This window comes from Janibacter limosus, from assembly GCF_004295485.1.
GTDB lineage: Bacteria > Actinomycetota > Actinomycetes > Actinomycetales > Dermatophilaceae > Janibacter > Janibacter limosus_A.
The window spans coordinates 2,069,265-2,081,522 of sequence record NZ_CP036164.1; the positions used below are offsets into that span (position 1 = coordinate 2,069,265).

The 12,258-nt window shown below is 72.1% G+C and carries 10 protein-coding genes; 1 reads left to right on the forward strand and 9 read right to left on the reverse strand.

Annotated features, from left to right (window positions below; translation table 11 throughout):
* Window positions 1-90: 90 nt before the first annotated feature.
* The 9 genes from ftsY to EXU32_RS09920 all read right to left on the reverse strand — a co-directional run bounded on the left by ftsY (window position 91) and on the right by EXU32_RS09920 (window position 10,265).
* Window positions 91-1,545: a signal recognition particle-docking protein FtsY gene (ftsY, locus tag EXU32_RS09880; protein ID WP_130629754.1), complete on the reverse strand. Its 1,455-nt coding sequence runs from the start codon at window positions 1,543-1,545 to the stop codon at window positions 91-93.
* Window positions 1,546-1,736: 191 nt separating this feature from the next.
* Window positions 1,737-2,192 carry a DUF309 domain-containing protein gene (locus tag EXU32_RS09885; protein WP_130629755.1) on the reverse strand — a complete coding sequence of 152 codons (456 nt, stop codon included), beginning with the start codon at window positions 2,190-2,192 and terminating at the stop codon, window positions 1,737-1,739.
* Window positions 2,193-2,199: 7 nt separating this feature from the next.
* Window positions 2,200-4,188: a M13 family metallopeptidase gene (locus EXU32_RS09890; protein WP_130629756.1), complete on the reverse strand. Its 1,989-nt coding sequence runs from the start codon at window positions 4,186-4,188 to the stop codon at window positions 2,200-2,202.
* Window positions 4,185-4,469 (reverse strand): hypothetical protein, encoded by a 285-nt coding sequence (locus EXU32_RS09895; RefSeq protein ID WP_130629757.1) that lies wholly within the window; start codon window positions 4,467-4,469, stop codon window positions 4,185-4,187. The genes EXU32_RS09890 and EXU32_RS09895 overlap by 4 nt, the downstream gene beginning before the upstream one ends.
* A gap of 48 nt (window positions 4,470-4,517) precedes the next feature.
* Window positions 4,518-8,141, reverse strand: a complete 3,624-nt coding sequence (smc, locus tag EXU32_RS09900; protein ID WP_130629758.1) for a chromosome segregation protein SMC — start codon at window positions 8,139-8,141, stop codon at window positions 4,518-4,520.
* A gap of 112 nt (window positions 8,142-8,253) precedes the next feature.
* Window positions 8,254-9,015, reverse strand: coding sequence for a type I methionyl aminopeptidase (gene map, locus EXU32_RS09905; RefSeq protein WP_130629759.1), 762 nt, complete (start codon window positions 9,013-9,015; stop codon window positions 8,254-8,256).
* Window positions 9,012-9,329, reverse strand: coding sequence for a chorismate mutase (locus EXU32_RS09910; RefSeq protein ID WP_130629760.1), 318 nt, complete (start codon window positions 9,327-9,329; stop codon window positions 9,012-9,014). Before EXU32_RS09910 ends, map begins: the two co-directional genes overlap by 4 nt.
* Before the next feature lie 21 nt (window positions 9,330-9,350).
* Window positions 9,351-9,881 (reverse strand): DUF4262 domain-containing protein, encoded by a 531-nt coding sequence (locus EXU32_RS09915; protein ID WP_130629761.1) that lies wholly within the window; start codon window positions 9,879-9,881, stop codon window positions 9,351-9,353.
* A 93-nt stretch (window positions 9,882-9,974) separates the two neighbouring features.
* Entirely contained in the window at window positions 9,975-10,265 is a 291-nt protein-coding gene (locus tag EXU32_RS09920) for an acylphosphatase (protein ID WP_130629762.1), read from the reverse strand.
* A gap of 70 nt (window positions 10,266-10,335) precedes the next feature.
* On the opposite strand from EXU32_RS09920, the gene EXU32_RS09925 reads away from it, so the two are divergent.
* Window positions 10,336-12,255 (forward strand): acyltransferase family protein, encoded by a 1,920-nt coding sequence (locus tag EXU32_RS09925; protein ID WP_130629763.1) that lies wholly within the window; start codon window positions 10,336-10,338, stop codon window positions 12,253-12,255.
* The last annotated feature ends 3 nt before the right edge of the window (window positions 12,256-12,258 follow it).

Genomic DNA, 12,258 nt, shown 5'->3' on the forward strand with positions numbered 1-12,258 from the left:
AGTACGCCCCAGCAGTACGCCCGGGGCAGTGCGCACAGGGCCCCGGCCGCGGATGCGGTCGGGGCCCTGTGCGTGCGGCGGGTGGCGGGGTCAGCCGACGATCGCGTCGACGAAGGCCTCCGGCACGAAGGGAGCCAGGTCGTCGGGGCCCTCACCCAGGCCCACGAGCTTGACCGGCACCCCCAGCTGGCGCTGGACCGCCACGACGATGCCGCCCTTGGCGGTGCCGTCGAGCTTGGTCAGCACGACACCGGTGACGTCGACGGCCTCGGCGAAGACCTTGGCCTGGGCCAGGCCGTTCTGCCCCGTGGTCGCGTCGAGCACGAGCAGCACCTCGTCGATGGGGGTCTGCTTCTCGATGACCCGCTTGACCTTGGCCAGCTCGTCCATGAGGCCGACCTTGTTGTGCAGCCGGCCCGCGGTGTCGATGATCACCACGTCGACCTCGGCGTCGGCGGCGGCCTTGACCGCGTCGAAGGCCACCGCTGCGGGGTCGGCGCCGTCGCGGTCGCTGCGGACGGTGGGCACGCCCACGCGGGCACCCCAGGTCTCGAGCTGGTCGGCGGCCGCCGCGCGGAAGGTGTCCGCCGCGCCGAGCAGCACGTCGCGGTCGTTGGCCACGAGGACGCGGGCCAGCTTGCCGACGGTCGTCGTCTTGCCGGTGCCGTTGACCCCGACGACGAGGATGCAGGCCGGACGGTCGCCGACGCGCGAGGCGGCCAGGCCTCGGTCCATCGACGGGTCGACCAGGGCGAGCAGGTCGGAGTACAGCCAGTCCTTGGCCACCTCCGGGTCCGTGGTGCCGTCGACGGACACGTGCGCCCGGAGCGAGTCGACGAGCTCGGTCGTCGGCTCCATGCCCAGGTCGGCGACGAGCAGGGTGTCCTCGACGTCCTCCCAGTCCTCCTCGGACAGCTTGCCCTGGGACAGCAGCGCGAGCAGGCCCTTGCCGATCGCGCCGTTGGAGCGGGCCAGCCGAGAGCGCAGCGCCCGCATCCGGTCGCGGGTGGGGGCCGGGGTGTCGAGCTCCGGCTCGGCCGGGGCCTCGGGCTGGGCCGGGGCCTCGGGTTCGGTCAGGATCTCGGGCTCGGCCGGAGCCTCCGGCTCGGCCGGGGTCTCTGCTGGGGGCGCGACCGGCGGGACCGTCCGGGCCCGCTCGGCGCTCTCGTCCGACGCCGGCGGGGTGAAGTCCTCGTCGGAGGTGTCCGGCTGCGGCGGCGTGGTCGGCTGCGGCGGCGTGGTCGGCTCGGGTGGCGCGGCCTGCGGCTGCTCCTCCGTCGTCTCCGGCTGCGCGACCGGCGGCTGCTCCCCCTTCGCCTCCTGCGGTGGGGCCTGCGGCTGCGCGTGGTCGCTCGGCCGATCGAGCACGATCGTGCCGCTGCGGTGGTCGGTCGCGCCCTTGGGGCGCTCCGGGGGACGGTGCTCCTTGGGGAGGTCCTTGGTCTTGCCGCCTCCGCCGCGCAGCAGGCCCACCGCAAGTCCTCCGAGGAGGAGCAGCAGGCCGACGGCGACGGCGATGTACTCGGTCAGTGTGTCGATACCCATCACGAGCCCCATCTTGGCAGGGTCGCCCGACAGCGACGAACCGCCGGGCAGTCCGCGTGGTGGCTGCCGGTGGTGGGAGGCACGAGGGGGCAGTCCAGGGACTCCCGTTCTGCTCCTCCAGGTGTGTCATGGCCCACCAGGAGGAGCAGGACGGGAGCGTCCGGATGGCCCCGTCGCTGCCCCGGACGCCGTCAGGAGCGAAGGGCGGGGACCGGCACGTCGCCGTCGGGCTCGGCCGCGAGTGCGCGTGCCCAGGACAGCAGCCCGGCGACGTCGATGCCGTGGGGCGCGATGGCGACGTACCGAGAGATGGCGTCAGCACCCCGGGTCGTCACGCTCGTCGCGCCGGAGGTGTTGCCGCGGCGCTGGTGGGTGAGGCCGACCGCGAGCTGGGCGAGGCCCTGCCACAGGGCTCGCTCGGGCTGCGGTGCGACCTTCCACTGCTCCTCGAGGACCTCGTGGGCGTGGAAGGGCATCTCACGGTCGAGATAGCCCTGGGCATCGGCGATGGCCTCGTCGGGTGTGCGGTCACGGGCCGCGACCCGCTCCACGCCGGCACTGCCGTGCGGCAACGGCCGGCCCAGACCGTCGCGAGGCCTGGCATTTTCGGCCCGTCCCCTGGCGTCACGGTCCCGGTCAACAGTCATCGGCGCCTCAGAAGAGCGAGACCCGCTCCTGCGGGTCGAGCCACATCCCGTCACCCTCACGCGTGCCGAAGGCGGCGTGGAAGGCGTCGATGTTGCGCACGGCGTTGGCGCGCACGTCCTGGGGGCTGTGCGGGTCGATCGCGAGCAACCGCACGGCCTCCTCGGGCCGGGCATCGCCGCACCAGACACGGGCCCAGTTGCTGAAGAAGCGCTGCTCGCCGGTCAGGCCATCCGCGTCGACCTCGTGCGCGGACTCGCCGGCGGCGATGAGATAGGCGGCGTGGCCGATGGCCAGGCCCCCGATGTCACCGATGTTCTCGCCCACGGTCAGGGCGCCGTTGACGGTGTGGCCGGGCGCATTGCGCGTCGTCAGCCCGTCGAACTGGGTGATGAGGGCGTCACGTCGCTCCTCGAAGGCGCTGCGGTCCTCCTGCGTCCACCAGTCGCGCAGGTTGCCCTGGCCGTCGAAGGTCGAGCCGGCGTCGTCGAAGCCGTGGCCGATCTCGTGCCCGATGACGGCGCCGATGCCGCCGTAGTTGTCGGAGTCGTCGCCCTCGGCGTCGAAGAAGGGCGGCTGCAGGATCGCTGCGGGGAAGACGATCTCGTTGAGCCCGGGGTTGTAGTAGGCGTTGACCGTCTGCGGCGTGAGGAACCACTCGTCGCGGTCGACCGGCCCACCGAGCTTGGACAGGGCCCGGTCGACCTCGTAGGCAGCCACCCGGCGGACATTGCCGACGAGGTCGTCCTCGCGGATCTCGACCGACGAGTAGTCGCGCCAGGTGCTGGGGTGGCCCACCTTGGGGGTGAAGGCCTCGAGCTTGGCGATGGCCTCCTGCTGGGTGGCCTCGCTCATCCACTCGGACGTGGCGAAGGAGCGGCGGAAGGCCTCGACGAGGTGCTCCACCAGCTCGGCCATCCGCTCACGGGCGGCCGGCGGGAAGTGCCGAGCGACGTAGAGCTCGCCGACGGCCTCACCGAGGGAGGCCCCGACGAGGGAGACACCGCGCTTCCACCGGGCACGCTGCTCGGGGATGCCCGAGAGGGTGCGCCCGACGAAGTCGAACTCCTCGTCGACGATCCGCGCATCGAGGTAGGCGGCGTGGGCCTGGACGATGCGCAGCCGCAGCCAGTCGCGCCACGTCGCCAGGTCGGTGGAGTCCAGTGCGCGCGAGAGGCCGCGCAGGAAGTCGGGCTGGCGCACGACGACCTCGGCGAAGGGGGTCGCGCTGCCCAGCCCGGCCGCCCAGGCTCCCCAGTCGACGGCCGGAGCGAGCTCGGTCAGCCCGGCGGGGTCGACGAGCGTGTAGGTCTTGACCGGGTCCCGGTTGGTCACGCGGTCCCAGTGGTCGCGGGCGAGGTCGCTCTCGAGGTCGACGACGCGGTCGGACATCTGGGCCGCGGCGTCCTCGTCGAGGCCGAGCGCCAGCCGGGCCAGGCGAGCGACGTGCCCGCGGTAGGCGGTGAGCGTCTCGGCGTGCTGCTCGTCGCGGTAGTAGGACTCGTCGGGCAGACCGAGGCCGCCCTGCTCGAGGTAGAGGACATAGCGCGAGGAGTCGCGGTCGTCGGTGTTGACGAAGGGAAGGACGAAGCCGCTGACGCCGTCGCGTGCCAGCCGGCCGGTCAGGGCGACGAGGTCGGGGACGCTCGTGACCTCGTCGACGCTCGCGAGGAGGTCGGCGATCGGAGCGGTCCCGAGCTGGTCCGCGCGGGCCTCGTCGAGGAAGGAGCGGTAGAGGGCACCGACCTTGCCGGCGACGTCGTCGGCCGCGATCTCGCCCGACTGGACCTGCTGGCCGACCTCGTCGATGAGGACCCGCACGTCCTCCTCGGCCCGCTCGCGCAGGACGTCGAAGGCGCCGTAGCGACCTCGGTCGGCCGGGATCTCGACGCTCTCGAGCCAGTGGTTGTTGACATGACCGAAGAGGTCGTCCTGGGGCCGCACGCTCGGGTCGACGGGTCCCCTGAAGCCGGGTGCGCGGTCGGTCACGGAGCTCATGAGGCCTGTCGCTTGGTGGGGGTGACCGGCTTGTCCGTGGCGGCTCCCTTGGCGAGCGTGGCTGCCTTGTCGGACCCCGACCGCTTGGACGTCGCGCTGGAGATCAGGTCCGAGGTGCGGCTCGCGGCGCCGTCGGCCCCCTCGCGCACCTTGACCACGACCCGCTCACCGCGGGCGGTGAGGATCTCGCGGCCCTCGCGCCTGGCAGGGATGGCGACCAGGCTCATGACGGCGACTGACAGGGCGAGGCACAGCAGCAGTCCTACGATCATGGCGGTCATGGCCCCATCGTCCTCTCTCAGGACAGGCGGCTCAACCCGACCCGCCGACTAGACCTCGACGGACTGGGCCGATGGCAGGTCGGTTGGCTGCTCCCGACCCTCCGGTGCGACATCGCGCAGCCGCTGGCTGACGACGGTGGTGATGCCGTCGCCACGCATCGAGACGCCGTAGAGCGCGTCCGCGACCTCCATCGTCTTCTTCTGGTGGGTGATGACGATCAGCTGGCTGGAGTCACGCAGCTCCTCGAAGAGCATGATCAGGCGGCCGAGGTTGGTGTCGTCGAGGGCCGCCTCGACCTCGTCCATGATGTAGAAGGGCGAGGGCCGCGCCTTGAAGATCGACACGAGCAGGGCCACCGCGACCAGCGATCGCTCGCCTCCCGAGAGCAGGGAGAGACGCTTGACCTTCTTGCCCGGCGGCCGCGCCTCGACCTCGATCCCGGTGGTCAGCATGTTGCTCGGGTCGGTGAGGATCAGCCGCCCCTCTCCCCCGGGGAAGAGGCGGGAGAACACCCCTTCGAACTGCTCGGCTGTGTCGGCGAAGGCCTCGGAGAAGACCTGCTCCACGCGCTCGTCGATCTCGGCGACGATCGACAGCAGGTCCTTCTTGGACTGCCGCAGGTCCTCCAGCTGGGTGGTGAGGAAGGTGTGCCGCTCCTCGAGGGCAGCGAACTCCTCGAGCGCCAGCGGGTTGACCTTGCCCAACGCCTTGAGCCCACGCTCGGCGGTGCGCAGCCTCTTTTCCTGGACCTCGCGCACATAGGGCTGCGGCTGCGGGAAGTCCTCCGCATCCGGGTTCTCGTCGGGTCCCGCGACGTGCGGGACGAGCTGGTGGGGGCCGTACTCCTCCATCAGGGCGTCGGGGTCGACGCCCAGCTCCTCGATCGCCTTGGCCTGCAGCTGCTCGATCCGGGCGATCTGCTGGGCCCGCGCGACCTCGTCGCGGTGCACCTCGTCGGTCAGCTCGCGCAGCGCGTCCTGCTGGCCGGTCAGCTCGGTGCGCAGTCCCCGCAGGGCCTCGTCGCGCTCCACGCGAGCGGCCTCCCCGCTGTCGCGCTGCTGGGCCGCGACGGTGGCGGCAGCGGTGATGCGCTCAGCCGACCAGCGAGCGGCGATCTCGACGGCGGCAGCCACCTCGGCCTCGCGGCGACGGCGCTCCCGTCGGGCCCGCAGCCGCTCGCGCGCGGCGATCTCGTTGCGGGCAGCGCCCTCGAGCGACTCGGCCCGACCGTGCAGCGACCGGGCGCGCTCCTCCTTGGTACGAAGGGCGAGACGCACCTCGGTCTCCGCGGTGCGGGCCGACCTCGCCTCCAGCTCGAGACGCTCGCGGTCGTCGGCCGGCTCCTCGCCGTCGTCCTCGGTGGGTGCCGCGGAGGCGTCCTCGAGTCGCTGCTCGAGCTCGGCGAGCTCGCTCTTGTCGGCCTCCAACGCGGTGGTGATGTCGGTGATCTTGACGCGCGTGCGCTCGGCCTCGGCCCGCGCAGTGCGGGTCGTGGTGCCCAGCCCGCCGAGCTGCTCGGCGACGGCAGCCATCCGGGCGTCGGACTCGTGCAGCGCCTCCATGGCAGCGTCCAGGGCCTCGCGTCGCTCGGCCAGCACGGCCTTGGCCGTCGTGAGGGCGAAGGTCGACTGCTCGCTCCTGTGCGTGGCGTCCTGCAAGGTCGCCCGGGTCTCGTCGACGGCGGCCTGCAGCTCGAGCAGGCTGGGAGCAGCGCTCGACCCGCCCCGCACGAATCCGGGTCCGTAGACGTCGCCGTCCCGGGTCACCGCCGTCAGGTCACCGACCTCGGCCAGGAGGGCCAGCGCGGCAGGGGTGTCCGCGACGATGGCGACGCGCTCGAGCACCTGCTCGACCGCGGGGCGCACCCCGTCGGGCGCCTCGACGACGTCACTGGCCCACACGGCACCCTCGGGCAGCCCGGGCCAGCCGGCGCGGTCGGAGGGGCGTGCGGTGGCCCCGACGACGAGGGTCGCCCGGCCGGAGTCGTCCGCGCGCAGCCGCTCGACCGCACGCGCCGCGGCGTCGATGCTGCCCACGGCGAGCGCGTTGCCGGCCTGGTCCAGGGCTGCGGCGACGGCGGCCTCGTGGCCACCACTCACCGTGATCAGCTCGGCGACCGAGCCGAGGATCTCGTGCTCGCCGTCGGCTGCCTCACGCAGCGCCTCGACCCCGTCCTTGCGGCGCAGGCTCAGCTCGAGGGCCTCGAGGCGGGCCTGGGCCGACTGGCGGTCACGGTCAGCCGTGCGACCGGCCTCGACGATCCGCTCGACCTCGTCAGCGGCGGAGTCGTGGGCGTCGGTCGCGCGCTCGTACACCTCGTCAAGGCCCTCTTCGCTCCCTTCCTCGTCGGCGATCGTGCCCTCGAGGCGGTGGAACTCACGCTCCGCCTCGCTGGCCCGGGCGAGAGCGGTGGCGACGCTCTCCTCCAGGCGTCCGACCTCGGCCTCGCGGGCCTCGATCCGGGAACGACGAGCACCGACCTGGCCGGCCAGACGGGCCAGTCCCTCACGACGATCGGCCGCTCGCTGGGCGAGGGCCGCGATGCGCTGCTGCTCGGCCGTGAAGGCCTTCTCCAGACCCTCGCGGGCGGCCACGGCCTCGGCGAGCTCCTCGGTGATCCGCGCGATCTCGGCGCGCAGTGCGTCCTCGTCGGCCCGTGCCTGCGCGGCCTGGGCGCGCAGCGCCTCGGGGTCACGACCGCTGGTCGTCTCGACCTCTTCGTCCTGCCCGAGCAGGCGCACCCGCTCGGCGGCCAACGACGCGGTGGCGGTGAGGCGGTCGCCGAGCGAGGCCAGGCGCACGGCCCGCTGCTGGGCGGCGGCGAGGTCGGCGGCCGCGGCGGCACCCGCCTCCTCGTGCTCGGTGATGCGGGTGCGGGCGGCGAGGACCGCCTGCTCCAGGGTCTTGCGCCGCTCGAGCATGGCCTGCTCGTCGGCGACCTCCTGCTCGAGGGCGGAGGTCATCCGCACGAGGTCGTCGGCGAGCAGCCGGTAGCGCGCATCACGGGCGTCGGCCTGGATGACGACGGCCTTGCGGGCGGTCTCCGCCTGGCGGCCGAGCGGCCCGAGCTGGCGACGGATCTCGGTGGTCAGGTCGGCCACCCGGGAGAGGTTGGCCTCCATCCCGTCGAGCTTGCGGATCGCCTTCTCCTTGCGCTTGCGGTGCTTGAGGACGCCCGCGGCCTCCTCGATGAACCCGCGCCGCTCCTCAGCGGTCGCGCGCAGGACCGCGTCGAGCTGCCCCTGACCGACGATGACGTGCATCTCGCGGCCGATCCCGGAGTCGGAGAGCAGCTCCTGGATGTCGAGCAGTCGGCAGGAGGTGCCGTTGATCGCGTACTCCGAGCCGCCGTTGCGGAACATCGTGCGGCTGATCGTCACCTCGGAGTAGTCGATCGGCAGCGCACCGTCGGTGTTGTCGATCGTCATCGTCACCTCGGCGCGCCCCAGCGCCGCCCGGCCGGTCGTGCCGGCGAAGATGACGTCCTCCATCTTGCCGCCGCGCAGGGTCTTGGCCCCCTGCTCCCCCATCACCCACGCGAGGGCGTCCACGACATTGGACTTGCCCGAGCCGTTGGGCCCGACGATGCAGGTGATCCCGGGCTCGAGACGCATGTGGGTCGCCGAGGCAAACGACTTGAAGCCCTTGAGGGTGAGGCTCTTGACGTACACGAGCGGGACGCTCCTCGGGCTGACGGCGGACGATCCGGGCCACTCTACGTGGCGGGCCCCGCTCGGGGCCCGCTGCTGCGCTGGCCGGGGGGATCGGCGACGGACCCGGGCGTCAGGCGGTGAGGACGATCGGGTCGCCGTCGGTGATCGCGATGGTGTGCTCGCTGTGGGCGCCGCGGGAGCCATCGGCGCTGCGCAGGGTCCAGCCGTCGGGGTCGGTGAAGATCTCGTCGGTGGTGGCGAGGAACCACGGCTCGATGGCGATCGTCAGGCCGGGCCGCAGCGGGATCCCGCGGCCCGCGCGACCGTCGTTGGAGATGTGCGGGTCCCCGTGCATCTCCCGGCCGACGCCATGGCCACCGAAGTCGGTGTTGATCGAGTAGCCCTCTGCGCGAGCGATGCCGGCGATGGCAGCGCCGATGTCGCCGATCTTCTTGCCGGGTCGGGCGATCTCGATCGCGGCAGCCAGCGCCCGCTCGGTGGTGTCGATCAGGCGCAGGTCCTCCGGGTCGGGGGTGCCGACGACGAAGGAGCGGGCGGCGTCGCAGACCCAACCGCCCACGGACACGGCGAAGTCGACGGAGAGCAGGTCGCCGTCGCGGAGCCGGTAGTCGTGCGGGAGACCGTGCAGGACGGCGTCGTTGACCGAGGTGCACAGCACCTTGCCGAAGGGGCTGGCCCCGAAGGAGGGGTGGTAGTCGATGTAGCAGGAGCTCCCTCCGGCAGCACGGATCATGTCGTGCGCGAGCGCATCGAGCTCGAGCAGGTTGGTGCCCACCGTGGCCGTCTCGGTGAGCCGCTGCAGCACGTCACGCACGAGACGTCCCGCGGGCCGCATGGCCTCGATCTCCTGTGGGGTCTTCAGCTCGATCATGCGTCTGCGTCCTCTGCGGAGTCGGCCTGGCGCCCCGCGATCTGCTCGTGATGGTGGATGACCTCGGCGATGACGAAGTTCAGGAACTTCTCCGCGAAGACGGGGTCCAGGCCCGCGTCGTGGGCCAGACCGCGCAGCCTGGCGATCTGCCGCTCCTCGCGAGCCGGGTCGGCCGGAGGCAGGTCGATGCTGGCCTTGAGCATGCCCACGCTCTGGGTGGCCTTGAAGCGCTCGGCCAGCAGGTGGATCAGGGCGGCGTCGATGTTGTCGATGGACTGGCGCAGCCGCAGCAGCTCGGGATGTGTCTCGCTCACCCGGTCAAGGCTAGGTCACGCCTACGCCCGGAACTCCCCGGGTCGGGGCTGGTCGGCGGGGTCGAGCAGGCTCCCGTCCTCCCAGGCGAAGCGCCCGGCCTCGTCCGACCACGTCACCTGGAGCCCGAGCACCGAGAACTCGGGCGGCCGCTCGTAGAAGCCGTTGGCCGCGAAGAAGATCTCGCCGGGGTTGGGTACGGCCTCGATGAGCAGCGATCGTCCGTCGAGCTCGACCAGCTCACCGGGCACCAAGTCGCGTCCCGCGTGCACCCACCCGGAGACGGCATTGAGGACGCCGCAGGCCGACGCGGGGGACAACCCGAAGACCAGGAGCTCCGGATGCCCCACGCCGTGCAGCCCGGTGGTGTAGGCGAAGGGCGGCCTCTCCGCCGCCACGTCGTCGTCACGAGCATCTGCGGGCACCGCCGCACACGTGCCGCACTCGCAGTCCCCACCCACGTACGTGTTCCACACCCCGAGCTCGCGGATGCCCATCGCCATCCGTTGACGCGTCTGGTCCCTGAACGCGGTGAGCGCCGCCTCGGTGTCCATGTCTCCCCCTTCGACCGTCGACCACGGTGGCCGCCCTGCTGACGACGCTATCGATGAGGGCGGTCTGCGGTCCGCGGTTTTCCACAGGGAGGCTCACTTCTCGACGAAGCCGGCGATCCCTCCCTTCGCGCTGGCGTCCTGCCGGACCACGGAGGTGACGCTGCCGGGTCGCCGTGTGGTGGAGGGCTGCTCGCGCAGCAGCTCCTCGATCTGCTCCAGCGCCGAAGGGGGACCCTCCGCCACGACCTCGACCCTCCCGTCGTCCATGTTGCGGGCATGACCGACGAGGCCGAGCTCGAGGGCCCGGGCTCGGGTCCACCACCGGAAGCCGACTCCCTGAACCCGACCACGGACGAAGAAGGTCGCGCGCTCCGTGCTGCTCATGCCCGCAAAACTACCGGTCCTGCGGTGCGCCTCCCCCACCCTGACCCCGCGAGTGCATAGCGTCGACCGCGTGGGTCAGCCAACCGCCACCGCCGACGTCGAGGTCACCTCGGAGCCCGCCGCGGCCACCCCCGACGTCAGCACCACGCGTGCTCGTCGATCCCCTCGTGGGCACCTCGCCGGACTCGACGGCCTGCGTGCCCTCGCGGTCATCGCGGTGGTCGTCTTCCACCTCGATCCCTCGTGGCTGCCCGGAGGCTTCCTCGGCGTCGACGTCTTCTTCGTCATCTCCGGCTTCCTCATCACCACGCTCCTCGTGCGGGAGCGCCGTGACACCGGGCGCGTCGACCTGCGCGGCTTCTGGACCCGCCGGGCCCGCAGGCTGCTGCCGGCGCTCCTCGTCGTCGTGCCGGCCGCGATCCTCATCGCCCGCACCGTCGAGGCCGACCTGCTCGTCGGGGTGCGCCGCCAGGCGCTCGGTGCCCTGACCTTCTCCACCAACTGGCTCGAGATCGCCCAGGGCAGCAACTACTTCGCCGCCACCTCGCCGCAGCTCTTCATGAACTTCTGGAGCCTCGCGGTCGAGGAGCAGTTCTACCTCTTCTGGCCGCTGGTGATGCTCGGTCTGCTGACGCTCCACCGCCGCTTCGCTCTCACCGAGGGCGCGCTCGCCACGATCGTGCTGGGCGTCGGCGTCGCCTCCGCCGTCCTGATGGCCCTCACCCACGACGGGGCCAATGCCACCCGCGCCTACTACGGCACCGACACCCACCTCTTCGGTCTGATGCTCGGGGCGGCCCTGGCGATCGTCTGGACCGGCCCCCTTCGCGCCTACACGACCAACCCCCGCTGGGGCGCCCACCGTCGCTGGTTCGTCGGTGGGGCGATCGCCACCATCGCCGCGCTCTTCCTGCTGGCCGGAGAGGAGCACGCCTGGACCTTCGTTCTGGGCATCCCGCTCGTCTCCGTGGCCACCGCCGTCCTCCTGCTCGCCGCCGTGGAGCGGCCCGGGAAGGTGCGCGCAGTCCTCGAGCTGCCGCCGCTGGCCTGGATCGGTCAGCGCTCCTACGGCATCTACCTGTGGCACTGGCCGGTCATCCTCATCGTCGCCCAGGACATCCCGACCAACGCGGGCACCCCGGGCTTCGTGTGGACCCGGGTGTGGGCGGTCGTCGTGACCCTCGCCGTGGCCGACCTGTCCTTCCGCTTCGTCGAGACACCGGTACGACGACTGGGCTTCCGCGAGACCGGCCGCCGGATCCTCGGCGCCTTCGCCCTGCTGCGGTCCGTGCGCACCCGCCGCATCGTCCTCGGGGGCGTCGTCGCCGGTGCCCTGGTCCTGGGTGTCGTCCTCGTGACGGCGCCGGACACCACGACGACCCAGCGGACCATCGAGCAGAACCAGGCGCGGGCGGCCGCCCCGCGCAAGACCGAGCCCGCCCCCACCTTCTCCGGCACCAAGAGCTTCACGATGCCGACCGGGGACGAGATCGACGTCTTCGGCGACTCGATGGTCGTCGGCTCGGTCCCGGCCCTCGAGTACTACTTCCCCGGCATCCAGATCGACGCCCGCTCCAACCGCCGCTGGAGCGACGGGCTGGCCGCCGTGGGGTCGGCCGGCACGTCCCTGCGCCGGGCCGTCGTCCTCGCCTTCGGGACCAACGCCGGCACCGACCCCGAGACCGTCGAGGCGATCCTCGCCGAGATCGGGGACGACCGCATGGTCGTCATCGTCAACCTGCACGCCGATCGTCTCTCACGCATCGACGACGACAACGCGGCGCTGAAGAAGATCGCCGACAAGCACCCCAATGTCGCTCTCGCCGACTGGGACTCGGCCGTGGCCGCCGAGGACCTGCAGGCCGACGGGATCCACCCGTCGCTCGGTGGTGCGCACACCTACGCGGCGACCATCCGCAAGGCCTTCGCCGACCTGTCCACGAAGCACACCGGCAAGGCCGTCACGCTCAAGCCGCTCCCCCGCCCCTGACCG

What these genes read in the sequence shown, in the direction of transcription:
- EXU32_RS09885 (WP_130629755.1), bottom strand. Translation starts at nt 2,192, where the DNA reads ATGACTGTTGACCGGGACCGTGACGCCAGGGGACGGGCCGAAAATGCC.
- EXU32_RS09920 (WP_130629762.1), bottom strand. Translation starts at nt 10,265, where the DNA reads ATGAGCAGCACGGAGCGCGCGACCTTCTTCGTCCGTGGTCGGGTTCAG.
- map (WP_130629759.1), bottom strand. Translation starts at nt 9,015, where the DNA reads ATGATCGAGCTGAAGACCCCACAGGAGATCGAGGCCATGCGGCCCGCG.
- ftsY (WP_130629754.1), bottom strand. Translation starts at nt 1,545, where the DNA reads ATGGGTATCGACACACTGACCGAGTACATCGCCGTCGCCGTCGGCCTG.
- EXU32_RS09915 (WP_130629761.1), bottom strand. Translation starts at nt 9,881, where the DNA reads ATGGACACCGAGGCGGCGCTCACCGCGTTCAGGGACCAGACGCGTCAA.
- EXU32_RS09890 (WP_130629756.1), bottom strand. Translation starts at nt 4,188, where the DNA reads ATGAGCTCCGTGACCGACCGCGCACCCGGCTTCAGGGGACCCGTCGAC.
- EXU32_RS09895 (WP_130629757.1), bottom strand. Translation starts at nt 4,469, where the DNA reads ATGACCGCCATGATCGTAGGACTGCTGCTGTGCCTCGCCCTGTCAGTC.